This window comes from Roseateles sp. GW821-FHT09G03, from assembly GCF_059416045.1.
Genome location: NZ_JBWKOK010000008.1, coordinates 193,962 through 211,394, shown reverse-complemented (window position 1 = coordinate 211,394; position 17,433 = coordinate 193,962). Strand labels below are relative to the sequence as shown.

The 17,433-nt window shown below is 67.4% G+C and carries 18 protein-coding genes; 2 read left to right on the top strand and 16 right to left on the bottom strand.

Annotation, left to right across the window (positions count from 1 at the left end; translation table 11 throughout):
- Positions 1-303 precede the first annotated feature (303 nt).
- Both ppsR and AC07OZ_RS25325 read left to right on the top strand, forming a co-directional pair.
- On the top strand, positions 304-1,125 hold the full coding sequence (gene ppsR, locus AC07OZ_RS25330; RefSeq protein ID WP_377152706.1) for a posphoenolpyruvate synthetase regulatory kinase/phosphorylase PpsR: 822 nt from the start codon (positions 304-306) through the stop codon (positions 1,123-1,125).
- 15 nt (positions 1,126-1,140) lie between these two features.
- Positions 1,141-2,031 carry an EamA family transporter gene (locus tag AC07OZ_RS25325; RefSeq protein WP_495469817.1) on the top strand — a complete coding sequence of 297 codons (891 nt, stop codon included), beginning with the start codon at positions 1,141-1,143 and terminating at the stop codon, positions 2,029-2,031.
- 36 nt (positions 2,032-2,067) lie between these two features.
- Here the strand turns inward: AC07OZ_RS25325 and AC07OZ_RS25320 are convergent, their stop codons facing one another.
- From AC07OZ_RS25320 to rpsB, 16 genes are all read right to left on the bottom strand, one after another.
- On the bottom strand, positions 2,068-2,841 hold the full coding sequence (locus AC07OZ_RS25320; RefSeq protein ID WP_495469816.1) for a TrmH family RNA methyltransferase: 774 nt from the start codon (positions 2,839-2,841) through the stop codon (positions 2,068-2,070).
- 36 nt (positions 2,842-2,877) lie between these two features.
- Positions 2,878-3,549 (bottom strand): ribonuclease HII, encoded by a 672-nt coding sequence (gene rnhB, locus AC07OZ_RS25315; protein ID WP_495469815.1) that lies wholly within the window; start codon positions 3,547-3,549, stop codon positions 2,878-2,880.
- The gene (gene lpxB / locus AC07OZ_RS25310) at positions 3,521-4,666 is read right to left on the bottom strand and encodes a lipid-A-disaccharide synthase (RefSeq protein ID WP_495469814.1); all 1,146 of its coding nucleotides are present in this window, start codon (positions 4,664-4,666) and stop codon (positions 3,521-3,523) included. Before lpxB ends, rnhB begins: the two co-directional genes overlap by 29 nt.
- 18 nt (positions 4,667-4,684) lie before the next feature.
- A complete protein-coding gene (gene lpxA / locus AC07OZ_RS25305) occupies positions 4,685-5,476 on the bottom strand; it encodes an acyl-ACP--UDP-N-acetylglucosamine O-acyltransferase (RefSeq protein WP_495469813.1) in 792 nt (263 codons plus the stop codon).
- Between the two features lie 56 nt (positions 5,477-5,532).
- Positions 5,533-5,988 carry a 3-hydroxyacyl-ACP dehydratase FabZ gene (fabZ, locus tag AC07OZ_RS25300; protein WP_377152692.1) on the bottom strand — a complete coding sequence of 152 codons (456 nt, stop codon included), beginning with the start codon at positions 5,986-5,988 and terminating at the stop codon, positions 5,533-5,535.
- Complete coding sequence (lpxD, locus tag AC07OZ_RS25295) at positions 5,985-7,061, bottom strand: UDP-3-O-(3-hydroxymyristoyl)glucosamine N-acyltransferase (protein WP_495469812.1); 1,077 nt, start codon at positions 7,059-7,061, stop codon at positions 5,985-5,987. The genes fabZ and lpxD overlap by 4 nt, the downstream gene beginning before the upstream one ends.
- A gap of 7 nt (positions 7,062-7,068) precedes the next feature.
- Positions 7,069-7,578, bottom strand: coding sequence for an OmpH/Skp family outer membrane protein (locus tag AC07OZ_RS25290; protein WP_495469811.1), 510 nt, complete (start codon positions 7,576-7,578; stop codon positions 7,069-7,071).
- Positions 7,578-9,881: an outer membrane protein assembly factor BamA gene (bamA, locus tag AC07OZ_RS25285; protein ID WP_495469810.1), complete on the bottom strand. Its 2,304-nt coding sequence runs from the start codon at positions 9,879-9,881 to the stop codon at positions 7,578-7,580. The genes AC07OZ_RS25290 and bamA overlap by 1 nt, the downstream gene beginning before the upstream one ends.
- A 9-nt stretch (positions 9,882-9,890) precedes the next feature.
- Positions 9,891-11,261: an RIP metalloprotease RseP gene (gene rseP / locus AC07OZ_RS25280; RefSeq protein WP_495469809.1), complete on the bottom strand. Its 1,371-nt coding sequence runs from the start codon at positions 11,259-11,261 to the stop codon at positions 9,891-9,893.
- A 57-nt stretch (positions 11,262-11,318) separates the two neighbouring features.
- Complete coding sequence (gene ispC, locus AC07OZ_RS25275; protein WP_495469808.1) at positions 11,319-12,527, bottom strand: 1-deoxy-D-xylulose-5-phosphate reductoisomerase; 1,209 nt, start codon at positions 12,525-12,527, stop codon at positions 11,319-11,321.
- 31 nt (positions 12,528-12,558) lie between these two features.
- Positions 12,559-13,392, bottom strand: coding sequence for a phosphatidate cytidylyltransferase (locus tag AC07OZ_RS25270; protein WP_495469807.1), 834 nt, complete (start codon positions 13,390-13,392; stop codon positions 12,559-12,561).
- 1 nt (position 13,393) lies between these two features.
- The gene (uppS, locus tag AC07OZ_RS25265; RefSeq protein WP_255362421.1) at positions 13,394-14,125 is read right to left on the bottom strand and encodes a polyprenyl diphosphate synthase; all 732 of its coding nucleotides are present in this window, start codon (positions 14,123-14,125) and stop codon (positions 13,394-13,396) included.
- A 13-nt stretch (positions 14,126-14,138) separates the two neighbouring features.
- On the bottom strand, positions 14,139-14,699 hold the full coding sequence (frr, locus tag AC07OZ_RS25260; protein ID WP_421037958.1) for a ribosome recycling factor: 561 nt from the start codon (positions 14,697-14,699) through the stop codon (positions 14,139-14,141).
- Between the two features lie 50 nt (positions 14,700-14,749).
- Positions 14,750-15,460: a UMP kinase gene (gene pyrH, locus AC07OZ_RS25255; RefSeq protein WP_297525920.1), complete on the bottom strand. Its 711-nt coding sequence runs from the start codon at positions 15,458-15,460 to the stop codon at positions 14,750-14,752.
- Between the two features lie 107 nt (positions 15,461-15,567).
- The gene (gene tsf, locus AC07OZ_RS25250) at positions 15,568-16,464 is read right to left on the bottom strand and encodes a translation elongation factor Ts (protein WP_331614127.1); all 897 of its coding nucleotides are present in this window, start codon (positions 16,462-16,464) and stop codon (positions 15,568-15,570) included.
- 129 nt (positions 16,465-16,593) lie between these two features.
- Positions 16,594-17,340 carry a 30S ribosomal protein S2 gene (gene rpsB, locus AC07OZ_RS25245; protein WP_495469806.1) on the bottom strand — a complete coding sequence of 249 codons (747 nt, stop codon included), beginning with the start codon at positions 17,338-17,340 and terminating at the stop codon, positions 16,594-16,596.
- Between the last annotated feature and the right edge of the window lie 93 nt (positions 17,341-17,433).

Here is a 17,433-nt window from a genome sequence, read left to right as displayed (position 1 = left end):
GCGCTCCCGAGCAGGCCGATCACGTCGGCGGCTTCGAGGGAGACGGGCATGACGCGGCGCACGACAGGTCTTGTCGATTCTTGTAGGCGACCTGATGCAGCGTTCATGCGGCGTTCATGCGATGGGCAGGGGCAAGTTGCGGACGATTCTAGTGGGTCGCCGATCTATGATGTAAGCCCCCGTTCGGGGCCGGGCCGAGGCAAAACAACGGCCGATCTTCCCGCTTCGGCATGTGGCATGCCCGGTCCGGCGAAGGCTCCCGGACCTCGCGCGGTTCGGTTCCGGCACGATTCAAAGGCCCCCATGACCCAGCACACCGTCTACTTCGTCTCGGATGGCACCGGCATCACCGCCGAAACCTTCGGTAACTCCATCCTCGCGCAGTTCCCGGTGAAAGCCCGCCACGTCCGCCGCCCGTTCATCGACAGCGGCGAGAAGGCCCGCCAACTGGTCCAGGAGATCAACGAGACCGGCGAACGCGAAGGCGTGCGCCCCATCGTGTTCGCGACGCTGGTGAACCGCGAGGTGCTCAACGTGGTGCGCCAGGAGTGTCAAGGCCTCGTGATGGACATGTTCGGCACCTTCATCGCGCCGCTGGAGGACGAGTTCCGGATCAAGTCCAGCCATCGCGTCGGCCGCTTCTCGGACGTCGCGAAGAGCCAGGAGTACCACGACCGGATCGAGGCGATCAACTTCTCGCTGGCGCATGACGACGGACAGTCGGCGCGCAACCTCGACTCGGCGGACGTGATCCTCGTGGGGGTCAGTCGTTGCGGCAAGACGCCGACCTCGCTGTACCTCGCGATGCAGCACGGCATCAAGGCCGCCAACTACCCGCTGATCCCCGAGGACTTCGATCGCGGCCACCTGCCGTCGCTGCTGATCCCGCACAAGAAGAAGTGCTTCGGCCTGACGATCGATCCGGAGCGGCTGGCGCAGGTCCGCAACGAGCGCCGCCCCGGCAGCAAGTACGCCGACCTCATGAACTGCCACTACGAAGTCCGCGAAGCCGAGACCATGATGAAGAAGGCCGGCATCAACTGGCTGTCGTCGACGCACAAGTCGATCGAAGAGATCGCGACGACGATCCTCCGGGACATCCGCCCAGATCGTTTGATGTACTGAGCCCGTCCGCGACCGATGCCGGCGAGCGCGCTCGCCCTGGTCATCGCGGCCGCGCTGATCCACGCGCTGTGGAACTTCGCGGCCAAGAAGGCGCAGGGCAACCACCACTTCTCCTGCATGACCGCGCTGGGCATCAGCCTGCTTTGGCTGCCGGCCGCGCTCGTCGCGGGCTTCGACGAGCTGCCCGACTGGGGCTGGCAGGCCTGGACCGCCGTGATCGCCAGCGCGATCGTCCATCTGGCCTATTTCAACGCCCTGCTCGCTGGCTACCGCGCCGCGGACATGACGGTGGTCTATCCGGTAGCGCGCGGCAGCGGACCGCTGTTGTCGTCGCTGGTCGCGGTGGTGCTGCTGGGCGAGCACCTCGGGTTGGGCGGCGGGCTGGGCCTGGCAGGCGTGGTTGGCGGCATCCTGCTGATGGCGGCAGGACCGACGTTCTTCGCCAAGGGCGCGAACCGCGATCCCGAACTGCATCGCAAGCGCAAGCTCGGCATCGCGTGGGGCGTGCTGACCGGCGCCACGATCGCGACCTACAGCGTGATCGACGGTTATGCGGTGAAGGTGCTGGCCCTGTCGCCGATCCTCTACGAGTACCTGTGCAACGCGCTGCGCCTGCCCATGATCCTGCCGGCGGTGCTGCGCGACCGCGCCGGTTTCGCGAACGCACTGCGCCGGCAGTGGAAACACGCGCTGGTCGTCATTGTCGGCGCGCCGACCGCCTACATCCTGGTGCTGTACGCGATGAAGCTGGCGCCGCTGTCGCGCGTCGCGCCGGCGCGGGAACTGTCGATGCTGTTCGCCGCGCTGATCGGCGGGCAGTTGCTCGGCGAAGGCGAGCGCGGGTGGCGCATCGCGGGCGCGGTGTTCATTGCGCTCGGAGTGGCGGCGCTCGCGATGGCGCGATGAATGATGCGTCGACGCATCGAGCGCGTCAGACAGCCCTCAGGTCAGTCTGCGACGAGCCGATTCGTAGAGACAGATCGATGCCGCGCTCGCCACGTTGAGCGACTCCTCGCCGCCCGGCTGCGGGATGCCGACACGCAGCGCGCAGCGCTGCATCAGTGCCTCGGCGACGCCCTGCCCTTCGTGGCCCATGACCCAGGCGCAGGGATTCGGAAGATCGGCCTCGTGCAGCAACGCATCGGCGTGTGAGCTCGTCGCCAGCAGCGGCACCTTCAGCGCGTCGAGGTCCTCGACGCTCAGGCCTTCCACCAGAGTCAGACCGAAGTGCGCGCCCATGCCGGCCCGCAGCACCTTCGGCGACCACAGCGCCGCCGTGCCCTTGAGCGCCAGCACCTGACGGAAGCCCAGCGCCCCGGCGCTGCGCAGGATCGTGCCGACGTTGCCGGCATCCTGCAGGCGGTCCAGCACGACGGAGTCGGCCTTTGCCTCGATGCGGGGCTGTGTCGGCAGCGGCAGCTCGAAGCCGATCTGCGCCGGTGACTCCAGTCCCGACACGGTCTTGAACAGCTCGGGCGACACGACCAGCACCTTGGGCGCGACGTCGGCGAGCGCATGCAGCGCCTCGTCCGCCGCGGCCACGTCCGTGATCAGCGCCAGCGTCGGCTTCACGCCGCGCTGCACCGCCGCGCGCGCGAGGTGGTCGCCTTCCAGCCAGACGCCGCCCAGCTTGCGATAGGCGCCGCCGTCCTGCGCCAGCTTGCGCAGACGCTGCAGGTTCGGATTGTCACGCGCGGTGATTGACTGCCAGCTCATCCGGTGCTCATTCCTCGCTCATCGCTCATTCCTCGCTCAATCCGCGCTCAGCGCGGATTCGACATGGGTCATGTTCAGACCGCTGAGGTCGAGCGTGCGCACCGGCGCGAAGCTCTGCCGGTGCCAGACGGTCGCGCCGTGCACCCGCAGCGCGTCCAGGTGTTCCTTCGTGCCGTAGCCCTTGTGGCTGTCGAAGCCGTACTCCGGGTGCTGCTCGTGCATCTGCAGGCAGAAACGGTCGCGGTGCACCTTGGCCAGGATAGACGCGGCGGAGATCGCCGGCACCAGCGCATCGCCCTTGACGATGGCCTCGGCGGGGATGCGCAGCACCGGCAGCCGGTTGCCGTCGACCTGCACGTGCGCGGGCTTGAGCCGCAGGCCCTCGACCGCGCGGCGCATGGCCAGCATCGTCGCCTGCAGGATGTTGATGCGGTCGATCTCCTCGACCGTGGCCTCCGCGATGCAGAAGCACAGCGCCTTGGCGCGGATTTCGTCGAACAGCTGCTCGCGCTTCTTCTCGCTGAGCACCTTCGAATCGTTCAGCCCCTTGATCGGGTTCTGGTCGTCGAGGATCACCGCCGCCGCAACCACCGGGCCCGCCAACGGACCGCGGCCCGCTTCGTCCACACCGCACAGCAGGCCCTCGCGGACCCATTCGAGGCCCAGTTGCGTCGGGAGCTCAGGCGCCGAGGATTTTCGCGATCGCATCGCCGGCCCTTTGCGCGGTGTTGCAGCGCAGCTGTTGGTGGATCTCGAGGAAACGCTCGCGCAGCCGCTCCCGGCGCGGGGCGTCGTCCAGCCAGGCCAGGCCCTCGCGGGCGATGCGCTCGCCGGTGCATTCGTCCTGCAGGCATTCGGGCACCAGCGTCTCGCGCGCGAGCACGTTCGGCAACCCCACCCACGGCAGCAGCGCCTTGCCCTTCATCCGCCACGCGTTGAACCAGTGCAGCTTGTAGGCGATCACCATCGGGCGCTTCAGGAGCGCCGCTTCCAGCGTCGCGGTGCCGCTGGCGACCAGCGTCAGGTCGCAGGCGGCGAGCGCCTCCTGCGCGCGGCCGTCGACCAGCGTCATCGGCAGGCCCTCGCCGTGCTGCGCCATCAGCGCTTCGACCATCGGACGCAGTCCCGGCGCGATCGGGATGACGAAGCGCAGCGTCGGCCGCGCCTGATGCATCCGCCGGGCCGCGTCCAGCAGCGGTGGGCCGATGTAGTCCAGCTCGCTGCGACGGCTGCCGGGGAGGATGGCGACGAGCGTGTCGTCCTCCGTGAAGCCCAGGTCGCGTCGCGCGTCCTCGCGCGGCGGCTCGAACGGGATCTGGTCGGCCAGCGGGTGCCCGACGTAGGTCGAGGGAATGCCGGCCTTCTCCAGGATCGCGGGTTCGAACGGGAACAGGCACAGGACGTGGTCCGCGCTTCGCTTGATCGTCTGCACGCGTTCCGCGCGCCAGGCCCAGATCGACGGGCAGACGAAGTGGACCGTCTTGATGCCGGCCTCGCGCAGACGCTGCTCCAGGCCGAAATTGAAGTCAGGCGCGTCCACGCCGACGAAGACCGACGGCCGCTCGGCGATCAGGCGGTCGCCGAGCTGACGCCGGATCGAAAGCAGTTCGCGGATGTTCTTGATCGCGTCCCAGTAGCCGAAGATCGACAGCTTGTGGCTGGGCCACCAGGCGTCGAAGCCCTGCGCCTGCATCTTCGGGCCGCCGATGCCGGCCGAACTCAGCTCAGGCCAGCGCGCCTTCAGGCCTTGCAGCAGCAGGCTGGCGAGCAGATCTCCGGAGGCCTCGCCGGCCACCAGGCCCAGTCGAGGATCCGTGGCGCTCATGTCGGTCGTCCGGGGCTGTCAGCGGACGAGGCCGCGCTTGGCGCCCGCCAGGAAGTCCAGCATCGCCTGGATGTCGCGGATCGACTCGGCATCCTGGCCCTGCTTGAGCGCCTCGATGTTCGCGACGGACTGCTCCAGCGTCGTGCCGTCGCGGAACAGCAGCTTGTGGATCTGACGGATCACGCCGATGCGGTCGTTGCTGAAGCCGCGGCGACGCAGGCCGGTCAGGTTGACCGCGCGCACTTCCAGCGGATTGCCGTCGACCGTCATGTAGGGCGCGACGTCCTGCGCCACATGGCCCTGGAAACCGATCATCGCGTGCGCGCCGACGTGCACGAACTGGTGGACGCCGGTCAGGCCGCCGATCGTCGCCCAGTCGCCGACATGCACGTGGCCGGCCAGCGTCGCGTTGTTGGCCAGCACGCAGTGGTCGCCGACCACCACGTCATGCGCCAGGTGCACGTAGGCCATGATCCAGTTGTCGGAGCCGACGCGCGTGACGCCCTGCTCCTTGAACGTGCCGGTGTTGAAGGTGCAGAACTCGCGGATCGTGTTGCGGTCGCCGATGACGAGCTCCGTCACCTCGCCGCCGTGGCTCATGTCCTGCGGCATCGCGCCGATGGACGCGAACTGGTAGATGGCGTTGTCGCGACCGATCGTGGTCCTGCCTTCGATCACGGTGTGCGGACCGACGCGGGTCCCCGCGCCGATGCGCACCTCGGGGCCGATCACCGCGTACGGGCCGACCTGGACGGTGTCGTCGAGCTGTGCCTGCGGGTCGATGATCGCGGTGGGATGGATTCGGGCCATGGGCATCCGGATTCAGCGGCTGTTCAGCGGGTGTTCAGCGATTGTTCTGCGAGGACTCAGCAGTCGAGCTTGCGCATCGTGCACATCAGGCCGGCTTCGGCCACGATGTCGGTGCCGACCAGCGCCTTGGCGCCGAACTTGTAGATGCCGGCCTTCGCGCGATCCAGCGTGACCTCGAGGATCAGTTGATCGCCCGGCTCGACCGGACGCTTGAAGCGCGCGTTGTCGATGCCGGCGAAGTAGACGACGTGGTTCTCGTCCAGCGTGAAGTTGTAGCTCTCGACCGCCAGCAGCGTGGCGGCCTGCGCCAGCGCTTCGAGGATCAGCACGCCCGGCATCACCGGACGGTGCGGGAAGTGACCGTTGAAGAACGGCTCGTTGATGCTGACGTTCTTGATCGCGCGGATGCGCACGCCCTTCTCCACTTCCAGGACGCGGTCGACCAGCAGGATGGGGTAACGGTGCGGCAGCTTCTCGAGGATGCCGTGGATGTCGATGCGGGTCTCAGTCATGTCGTCTTCTTTTCCAGGGCTCGCACGCGCTGGCGCAGCTCATAGAGCCCGCGCAGGGCGGCGGCGTTCTTCTGCCACGATGCGGCGTCCTCGAAGGGCCACATGCCGGCGTAGGCGCCGGGCTTGTCGATGCTGTTGCTGATGTTGGCCGTCGGGCCGATCTGCACGCCGTCCGTGATGCGGATGTGGCCGTTGATGCGCGCCGCGCCGGCCACGATGCAGTTGGCGCCGATCTCGGCGCTGCCGGCGATGGCCGTGGCGCCGGCGATCGCCGTGCCCTTGCCGATCTTCACGTTGTGCGCGATCTGGACCAGATTGTCGATGATGACGCCGTCGGCGATCACCGTGTCGCCCAGCGCGCCGCGGTCCACGCAGGTGTTGGCGCCGATCTCGACGCCGTCGCCGATGCGCACCGCGCCGAGCTGCTCGATCTTGACCCACTCGACACCGGGCGAGCCGTCCGCGCGCTTGGTCGGCGCGAAGCCGAAGCCGTCCGCGCCGATGACGACGCCGCTGTGCAGCATCGAGCGCTCGCCGATCACGCAGTCATGGCCGAACACGACGTGCGGCGCCAGCCGCGTGTGTGCGCCGACGCGGGCGTCCTGCTCGACGATGGTGTGCGCGCCGATGCGCACGCCGTCGCCCAGCACCGCGCCGGATTCGATCACCGCATGAGGTCCGACCTCGACGCCTTGGCCGATCACCGCATCCGCCGCGACGGTCGCGGTCGGATGGATGGCCGGCGTGGCGCGCGGCTTGCGCATGTTCGCGGCCCACCACTGGGTCAGCCGTGCGAAGTAGAGGTAGGGATCCGGCGCCACGATGCAGCACGCGGTCGTGCCGGCGCCCTGACGGGCCGCGGCGGCGTCCGCCAGCTTGGTCGACACGATCACGCAGGCGGCCTGCGTCGTCGTGAGCTGCGCTTCGTACTTCGGATTCGAGAGGAAGGAGATCGCGTCCGCGCCGGCATCCTCCAGCGGCGCGATCGCGCGGATCGCCGTGGTGGAGGCACCAACAAGATCGCCGCCCAAGGCGGCGATCAGATCAGAGACCAAGACCTGTTTCGTGGTCACGTCGCGGTCACTTCTGATTGTTGAGCGCGTCGATCACCTTCTTCGTGATGTCCACGCGGGGGCTGGCATGAATCGCGTCCTGAACGATCAGATCGTACTTCTCCTGCTCGAAGATCTGCTTGATGACCTTGTTGGCCTTCTCGACCACGGCGGAGAGCTCCTCGTTCTTGCGCTGGGAGACGTCCTCGTTGAACTCGCGGCGCTTGCGCTGCAGGTCGCGGTCCTGCTCGATCAGCTCGCGCTGACGACGGCCGCGTTCCGCCTCGCTCAGCGCCGGGCTGTCCTTGTCGAGCTTCTCGGCCGCGCCACGCAGCTTGGTCTCCAGGTCGACCAGCGCCTTCTCGCGACGGCTGAACTCCGCCTGCAGCTTGGTTTCCGCGGCCTTGGCCAAATTGGTTTCGCGCAGGATCCGCTCGCTGTTGACGTAGCCGATCTTGACTTCCTGGGCTTGCGCGCCCAGGGTCGCCGCGCCCGTCAGGAGGACGGTGGCGACGATCTGCGACAGCTTGCTCTTCATCAGAATGCAGTCCCGATCTGGAATTGGAATCGCTCGATTCTATCCGTGGGCTTCTTGCGGATCGGCGAGCCGTAGCTGAGCCGCAGCGGGCCCATCGGCGACAGCCAGCTGATACCCGCGCCAGCCGAGGCACGCACATCACCGAACTTGAGCTTCTCGTCCTGGCCCCACACGTTGCCCGCGTCCAGGAACGCGAACAGACGGAAGCTCTTGTCGTTGCCCGAACCCGGCACCGGCACGTAGAACTCGGTGTTCAGGTTGAACTTGCGGTTGCCGCCGGTGTACGAACCGGTGACGTCGACCGGACCCAGCGTGCCGGGCTCGAACACCCGCACCGACCCCAGGCCACCGCCGTAGAAGTTCTTGAAGATCGGATACGGCCGGCCGCTCAGGCCCTTGCCGTAGGCGAACTCGCCATTGACCATCAGCGAGAACTTGCGGCCCAGCGGGAAGAACTCCTGGTACTGCAGGTTGGCGATCGTGTAGCGCGAGTCGCCGACCGGGCTCAGTTCCAGGTTCACCCGCTTCATCGCGCCGGCGGTCGGCGTGATCACGGAGTCGCGGTTGTCCTTCTTCCAGCCGATCGTCAGCGGGATCGCGATCGCCGACGAGCCGAACTGCTCACGGAACAGCCAGTAGCTGTTGGGCAGACCGGTGCGGGTCGTGATGCGCGTCGTTTCGTAGCCGATGCCGAAGAACACGGTGTCGTCCTCGGAGAACGGCACGCCGAACTTGACCGAGCCGCCGTACGAGGCGAACTCGTATTCCTCGCCGAGGTTGTTGATCGGCTTGACGGTCCGGTAGAACACGTCGATCGCGCGGGACACGCCGTCGACCGTGAAGTACGGGTCCACCGTCGTGACGCCCAGCGAGCGGCCGGTGCTGGCGGTGTTCACCTGGATGCCCAGGTAGTTGCCGGAGCCGAACACGTTCTCCTGCGAGATCGAGCCGGACAGCGACAGCTTGCTCGCGCTCGAGTAGCCGGCGCCGATCTGGATGTTGCCGGTCGGGCGTTCGGTCACGGTCAGCGTGACGTCGACCTGGTCGGGCGATCCCGGCACCTCGTTCGTGTCGATCGTGACGTCCTTGAAGTAGCCCAGACGCTCGACGCGGTCGCGCGAGGCCTTGATGCGGGCACCGTCGTACCAGGACGATTCGAACTGGCGGAACTCGCGACGGATGACTTCGTCCCGCGTGCGGGTGTTGCCCGAGATCAGCACGCGGCGCACGTAGACGCGGCGCTGCGGTTCGCCGACCAGCGTCACCGTCACCTGGCCGGTCGCGCGGTCGATCTCCGGACGGCTCTCGACGCGCGCGAAGGCGTAGCCGAAGGTGCCGTAGAGATCCTGGAAGTTGCGCGTCGTCTGCGCCACCGCCTCGCCGTTGTACGGCTGGCCGGGCTTGAGCGCGACCAGGCGGCGGAACTCTTCGTCGCGACCCATGAAGTCGCCTTCGAGCTTGATCCCGTTGACCGTGTACGGCTGGCCTTCGTTGATCGTGATCGCGATGCTGATGCTCTGCTTGTCCGGCGAGATCGTGACCTGCGTCGACTCGACGTTGAACTCGAGGTAGCCGCGGTTCAGGTAGTACGAGCGGATCGTTTCCAGGTCCGCGTTCAGCTTGGCGCGCGAGTAGCGGTCGGTCTTCGTGTACCAGGTCAGCCAGCCGGACGTGGTCTGCTCGAGCAGCCCCGTCAGCGTGCCTTCGCTGAAGACCTTGTTGCCCAGGATGCGGATCTCGGCGATCTTGGCCGGCTCGCCTTCCGTCACCGAGAAGCTGACGTTGACGCGGTTGCGCTCGATCGGGGTGATGGTCGTCGTGACCTCGGCGCCGTACAGCGAGCGGGTCAGGTATTGACGCTTCAGCTCCTGTTCGGCGCGGTCGGCCAGGGCCTTGTCGAAAGGCTTGCCTTCGCCGATGCCGACGTCCTTCAGCGACTTGGTCAGCGCTTCGGTGTCGAACTCCTTCAGACCGACGAAGCCGACGTTGGCGATGATCGGACGTTCCTCGATCACGATGACGACGGCGTCCGTGTCGAGGTTGATGCGCACGTCCTTGAACAGGCCGGTCGCGAACAGCGCGCGCAGCGCGGCGGCGCCCTTCTCATCGTTGTACGTGTCGCCGATGCGGAACGGCAGCGCCGCGAACACCGTGCCCGGGTCGGTCCGCTGCAGGCCCTCGACGCGGATGTCCTTGAGTACGAACGGTTCGGCGGCCCAGGCGGAACCGGCTTGCAGCGCGGTGGCCAGCACCGCCAGTTGGATCACGTGGGGGCGCAAGGCGTCGGGCAGGAATCGGGGCATGCGGAAGCTTCAGTGCAGACCCAGCGTGCGGGTCAGATCGTTGAAAAGGGCCAGGCTCATCATCAGCAGCACGACGGCAATGCCTGCGCGTTGCAGCTGCTTGTGCCACCACTCAGAGACAGGGCGGCCGCTCAAACCCTCGAAAAGATAATACATCAGGTGTCCGCCATCGAGCATCGGCAGCGGCAGCAGGTTCAGCACGCCGAGGCTCACGCTGACGGCGGCGAGGAAGCTCAGGAAGGCGGTCAGTCCGAGGCTCGCCGACTGGTCCGCCGCCTTGGCGATCGTGATCGGTCCGCTGAGGTTCTTTACCGAAGCTTCACCGACCAGCATCCGCCCCAAAGTCTTCACCGTCAGCGCGCTGAGTTCCCAGGTGCGGGTCAGGCCTTGCCTGACCGATTCGATGGGACCGTAGTGCACCATGACGCTCGCCGGCCGGGCGTCGAAGCCCGCGCCGATGCGGGCCACGCGCTGGTCGCCGTTGATCTCGACGCGCGGCGTGACCACGCGCTCCAGCTGCTGGCCATCGCGACGCACGACCACGCGCAGCGGTTCCGGCTGGCCATCGACGATGGCGCGGCGCACGCGCTGGATGAACCACGCGACGTCCGGCACGGCCTCGTCGTTGACGCGCAGCACGCGGTCGCCGGGCAGCAGCCCCGCGGCCTGCGCGGGTTCACCGTCGACCATGCGGCCCAGCACCGGCTCGACGAACACGCCGCCCAGGCCGATCCGGCTCATCGTCTTCTCGTCGAAGTCGCGGCTCTCCAGCGTGTCGGTCTCCAGACGGACTGTTCGGCGACCGTGGCCCGCCGCGTCGCTGACGCTGATCAGCAGCGGCTGCCTGTCCGCGACGGCCTGCGCCAGCTGCCAGCCGAAGTCCGGCATCGAACGGACGTCTTCCCAGTCCTGCCCGTCGTTGGACCAGGCCTGCACCCAGTCGCCGGCGCGCAGGCCGGCGCGCTCGGCCAGTCCGCCCGCCGTCGGGGAACCGAGCAGCGCTTTCGGTTCTTCACGGCCGATCCAGCCGACGGCCGCGAACAGCAGCACCGCCAGGATCAGGTTGGCCGCCGGGCCCGCCGCGACGATCGCCGCGCGCTGCCACAGCGTTTTGCGGTTGAAGGCCTGCGACTGCTGGTCGGGCGCCACCGGACCGTCGCTCTCGTCGAGCATGCGGACATAACCGCCGAGCGGGATCGCGCTGAGCGTGAACTCGGTGCTGTCCGGCGACTTGCGGCGGCGCAGCAGCACGCGGCCGAAGCCCACCGAGAATCGCAGCACCTTGACGCCGCAGGCCCGTGCCACGCGGTAGTGGCCCCATTCGTGGATCACGATGAGGATGCCCAGCGTGACGAGGAAATAGAGGACTTGGGAAAGCATCGCGGGCGTCCTGGATCGAAGGCTGGGGCTGAGCGGCGGCGGTCGTCGACCGGAGGATCAGACCGCCGCGGCGAGCGCCGCGATCTGCTGTCGCGCATGCCGGCGGGCGCGCCCGTCGAGCGCCAGCAGGCCCTCGACGCTGTCGATCTCGCCGGCTTCGGGATTCACGGATTCAAGCACCTCGCGGTTGACACGGCAGATGTGATCGAAGCGCAGCTGGCGATCGAGGAAGGCGGCGACCGCCTCCTCGTTCGCGGCGTTCAGCACCGCGGTGCTGCCTTCGGCCGCGCGCAGCGCCTGCCACGACAGGTGCAGGCCGGGGAAGCGGCGCGCGTCGGCCTCCTCGAAGGCGAGGCTGGGCGTCTTCAGCAGGTCCAGCACCTCGGCGCCGGTCGCGATGCGTTCGGGGAAGGCCAGCGCGTAGGCGATGGGCACGCGCATGTCGGGCGTGCCCAGCTGGGCCAGCACCGAGTGGTCGCGGCAGACCACCATCGAATGCACGATGCTCTGCGGGTGGATCAGCACCTTGATCTGCTCGGGCTTCAGGTCGAAGAGCCAGCGCGCCTCGATGACCTCGAGGGCCTTGTTCATCATCGTCGCCGAGTCGACCGAGATCTTGCGGCCCATGACCCAGTTCGGGTGGGCGCAAGCCTGCTCCGGCGTGACGTCGGCGAGCGAGGCCGGATCGCGCTGGCGGAACGGTCCACCGGACGCGGTCAGCACGATGTGATCGATGCGTTGCGCCCAGGTCGAGCGGTCCTCGGGCAGGCACTGGAAGATCGCCGAGTGCTCCGAGTCCACCGGCAACAGCGTCGCGCCGCCCTCCGCGACCGCACGCATGAACAGCGCACCGCCGAGCACGATGGCTTCCTTGTTCGCGAGCAGCAGGCGCTTGCCCGCGCGCGCCGCGGCCATCGCCGGCGGCAGGCCGGCGGCGCCGACGATCGCGGCCATCACCGCGTCGACGTCGGGATGCGCGGCGATCTCGCTCAGCGCAGCCATGCTGTCGAGCACCTCGGTGCGGGATCCCGCCTCGCGCAGCTTCGCGCGCAGCTGGGCGGCGAGCGCCACGTCGGGCAGCACGGCGAAGCGCGGCTGGAACTGCACGCACTGCGCGGCGAGTTCGTCCACGCGGCTCATCGCCGACAGGGCGAAGACGCGATAACGGTCCGGATGGCGCGCGATCACGTCCAGCGTACTGGTCCCGATGGATCCGGTGGAACCCAGCACGCAGACCTGCTGCGGGCGGTGGAAGTGGTCGGTCATCGCAGGAGGTCTCGCGGGGAGATCCGGAGGATCAGAGGGAAGTCAGCGCCAGGGCCAGCGGCAGCACCGGCAGCAGCGCGTCGACACGGTCCAGGACACCGCCGTGACCGGGCAGCAGCTGACTGCTGTCCTTGGCGCCGGCGGCGCGTTTGACCAGGGATTCGAAGAGATCGCCGACGACGCTCATCGCCGACAGGAAGACCAGCGCCAGCAGCGACACGACACCGATGCGCTTCACCAGCACCGTGTACAGCGAGGCCGAATCCACCGGCACGCGCACGTCGATCACATGGACCCAGACAAAGCCCAGCACGATCACGCCGACGAGGCCGCCAATCGCGCCCTCCCAGCTCTTGCCCGGGCTGATCGCCGGGGCGAGTTTGCGCCTGCCGAAGGCCTTGCCGGAGAAGTACGCGGCAATGTCGGCCATCCAGACCAGGCACATCGCCGACAGCAGGAAATTGATGCCGCGCTGGCGCGCGACGATCAGCGCGAGCCAGGCGGCCCACAGCAGCACCGCGCCGAGCACGAGTCTCAGCACCGGCGACAGCGTCGGCCATCCGGCGACGCCGGCCGCGAGCGCGCGCACGCCGCCGAGCACCCAGATGCCGCCGGCCAGCCACCAGCACCAGGCCGGCACGTCGAAGCCGACAAAGTACAGCGTCGCCGCGCACACTGCCCCGAGCGCGCCGCCGAAGGCCAGCGCGGCCACCCCTGGCTTGCCGTTCAGCCGGGACCACTCCCAGCCCGCCGCCGCGATCATCACCAGCGTCAGCAGCGCGAACCATGTCGGATTCGACGAGAACAGCGCCGGCAGCAGGATCGCCAACAACACCAGGGCCGTGATCACGCGCTGAAGCAGCATCTCAAGCCTCCTGGGCGACGCCCGGAACGTTCACCCCGCCGAAGCGGCGGTCGCGCGCCCGGAACGCGGCGATGGCCTCGTCCAGTTGCGCCTCGCCGAACTCGGGCCACAGGCAATCGGAGAACACGAACTCGGTGTACGCGGTCTGCCACAGCATGAAGTTGCTGATGCGCAGTTCGCCGCCGGTGCGGATGAAGAGGTCCGGGTCCGGCGCATAACTCATCGCCATGAACTCGGACAGCCTGGCCTCGGTCAGCTCGGCAGGCGGCACGCCTGCCTCCATCGCCTTGCGGCAGGCCTGGACGATGTCCCAGCGGCCGCCGTAGTTGAACGCGACGTTCAGCGTCAGCTTGGAATTGTGGGCGGTGGAGCCCTCGGCCTCGGCCCAGGCGGCGCGCAGCTTGTCGGACACCGCCTCGCGGTCGCCGACGATGCGGATGCGCACACCCATCGCGCCCATGCGGGCCAGGTAGCGCGACACCGCCGCCAGCACCAGGCCCATCAGGCCGGACACCTCGTCGCTGGGGCGCTTCCAGTTCTCGCTGGAGAAGGCGAAGACGGTGAGGTACTCGATCTCGCGATCGATGCAGGCCTGGACCACCCGCACCAGGGCATCGACGCCCTGCTTGTGGCCGAAGAAGCGCGGAAGGAAGCGCTTCTTCGCCCAACGACCGTTGCCATCCATGACGATGGCCACATGGCGGGGCACTCCCGCCTTGCTGTCGGCGCTCACGAGGATGCGACGATCAGACGGCCATGATCTCGGCTTCCTTGGCCGAGAGCAGCTTGTCGATGTCCGACACGACGCGGTCCGTCAGCTTCTGGACTTCGTCCTGGCTGCGACGCTCGTCGTCCTCGGTGATGACCTTGTCCTTGGCCATCTTCTTCGCCTGTTCGTTGGCGTCGCGGCGCAGGTTGCGCACGGCCACCTTCGCATCTTCGGCGGCACCCTTGGAGACCTTGACCAGGTCGCGGCGGCGCTCTTCCGACAGCGGCGGCATCGGCACGCGGATCAGGTCGCCCATCGACGACGGGTTCAGGCCCAGGTCCGATTCGCGGATGGCCTTCTCGATCTTCTGGCTCATGCCCTTTTCCCAGGGCTGCACGCTGACCGTGCGGGCGTCCAGCAGGGTGACGTTGGCCACCTGCGAGATGGGGACCATCGAGCCGTAGTAGTCCACGTGCACCTGGTCCAGCAGGCCCGGGTGGGCGCGGCCGGTGCGGATCTTCTGCAGTTCGTTCTTGAACGCCTCGACGGACTTGGCCATCTTGGCTTCGACGTTCTTCTTGATGTCGGCGATGCTCATGTTCTATTCCTCGATCAGGGGTCGGCGTGGTCTCTAACGCGCCAACCCGGTCAGACGTGCACCAGCGTGCCCTCGTCCTCACCCAACACGACGCGCTTCAGCGCGCCCGGCTTGAAGATCGAGAACACCCGGATGGGCAGCTTCTGGTCGCGGCACAGCGCGAACGCGGTCGCGTCCAGCACCTGCAGGTTCTTGCCGATGGCCTCGTCGAAGCTGATGCGCGAATAGCGCGTGGCCGTCGGATCCTTCTTCGGGTCGGCGGTGTAGACGCCGTCGACCTTGGTCGCCTTCAGCACGATCTCGGCGCCGATCTCGGCGCCGCGCAGCGCGGCGGCCGTGTCGGTGGTGAAGAAGGGGTTGCCGGTGCCGGCGGCGAAGACGACGACCTTGCCCTCTTCCAGGTACTGCAGCGCCTTGGGACGCACGTAGGGTTCGACGACCTGCTCGATCGCGATCGCCGACATGACGCGCGCGGTCATGCCCTCCTGGCGCATCGTGTCGGCCAGGGCCAGCGAGTTCATCACCGTCGCCAGCATGCCCATGTAGTCGGCCGTCGCGCGGTCCATGCCGACCGCGCCGCCCGCCACGCCGCGGAAGATGTTGCCGCCGCCGATGACGACCGCGACCTCGACGCCGAGCTTCGTCACTTCCTGGATCTCTTGGACCATGCGCACGATCGTTGCGCGGTTGATGCCGTAGGAGTCGTCGCCCATCAGGGCTTCACCGGAAAGCTTGAGCAGGATGCGTTTGTGGGCGGGCATTGTTACCTCGTCAGTACAGCCGATGGAGGGAGTGTCGTGCGTGCGCCTCCATGCGCAAGCGCACAAGTGTAAAGGGCGCCAGAGGCGCCCTTTTTGAGTCGCGACGCTTATTGCTGCTTGCTTGCAGCCGCCACCTGGGCAGCCACTTCGGCGGCGAAGTCGTCGACCTTCTTCTCGATGCCTTCGCCCACCACGTACAGGGTGAACGACTTCACCGTCGTGGCCTTGTCCTTCAGCATCTGCGCGACGGTCTGCTTGCCGTCGGCGGCCTTCACGAAGACCTGGTCCTGCAGCGAGACTTCCTTCAGGAACTTCTGCACCGAGCCCTCGACCATCTTGGCGACGATCTCGGCCGGCTTGCCGGACTCGGCGGCCTTCTCGGCGGCGATCTTGCGTTCCTTCTCGACCAGCTCGGCCGGGACTTCGGCGGACGACAGCGCGGCCGGCTTCATCGCGGCGACGTGCATCGCGACGTCCTTGGCGGCGACTTCGTCACCGTCGAACTCGACCATCACGCCGATGCGAGTGCCGTGCAGGTAGGAAGCCAGCTTGGCGCCTTCATAGCGCTTGAAGCGGCGGATCGTCATGTTCTCGCCGATCTTGCCGATCAGGCCGGCACGCACGTCCTCGACCGTCGGGCCGAAGCCTTCCTGCGACAGCGGCAGGGCGGACAGGGCGGCGATGTCGGCGGGGTTGCTGTCGACGATCAGGCCGGCCAGCGCGTTCACGAACGCCAGGAAGGCGTCGTTCTTCGACACGAAGTCGGTTTCGCAGTTGACTTCGATCAGCGCGCCGGCGTTGCCCTTCACGGCCGCGGCGACGACGCCTTCGGCGGTGACGCGCGAGGCGGCCTTGCCGGCCTTGCTGCCCAGCTTGACGCGCAGGATCTCTTCAGCGCGGGTCATGTCGCCGTCGGCCTCGGTCAGCGCCTTCTTGCACTCCATCATCGGGGAGTCGGTGCGGGCGCGCAGCTCGGCGACCATGCTTGCGGTAATTGCTGCCATTTCAATCTCCGTATGTCGCGGCCCGGAACGCTCCGGCGCCGCTGAAATCTGAATCTGCTTGGACTTTACTTGGACGAAGGGGGCTGAATCAGCCCCCTTGTCAGAACCCGTCGCGGGTCAGGGCCTGGATCAGGCGCCTTCGTTCACTTCGACGAATTCGTCGCCTTCAGCGGCGACAGCCGTGACGACGTCGTTCGACGAGTTGGCGCGGCCTTCCAGCACGGCGTCGGCGACAGCCTTGGCGTACAGGGCGACAGCCTTGGCCGAGTCGTCGTTGCCCGGGATGACGTAGTCGATGCCTTCGGGCGAGTGGTTGGTGTCCACGATGCCGATGACCGGGATGCCCAGCTTCTTGGCTTCCAGGACGGCGATCTTGTGGTAGCCGACGTCGATGACGAACAGGGCGTCCGGCAGCGCGGCCATGTCCTGGATGCCGCCGATGTTCTTCTCGAGCTTGTTGATGTCGCGCGTGAACATCAGGGCTTCCTTCTTGATCGCGGGCTGGGTGCCGGCGTCGATCTGGGCCTGCATGTCCTTGAGGCGCTTCAGCGAGGTCTTGACCGTCTTGAAGTTGGTCAGCGTGCCGCCCAGCCAACGCTGGTTGACGCTCGGGACGCCGGCGCGCTCGGCTTCGGCGGCGACGATGTCGCGGGCCTGGCGCTTGGTGCCGACCATCAGGATCGTGCCGCGCTTGGAGGCGAGCTGGCGCACGAACTTCAGGGCTTCCTCGAACGCGGGCAGCGTCTTCTCGAGGTTGATGATGTGGATCTTGTTGCGATGGCCGTAGATATACGGGGCCATCTTGGGATTCCAGAAGCGGGTCTGGTGGCCGAAATGGACGCCGGCTTCCAGCATCTCACGCATCGTGACGGACATAAGTAACTCCGAAGGTTGGTTCTAGAATCCGGCACGAATTGCGACATCTGAAAGACGTCGCAACACCTTGATTCGCCGGACTCGCGAATTTGC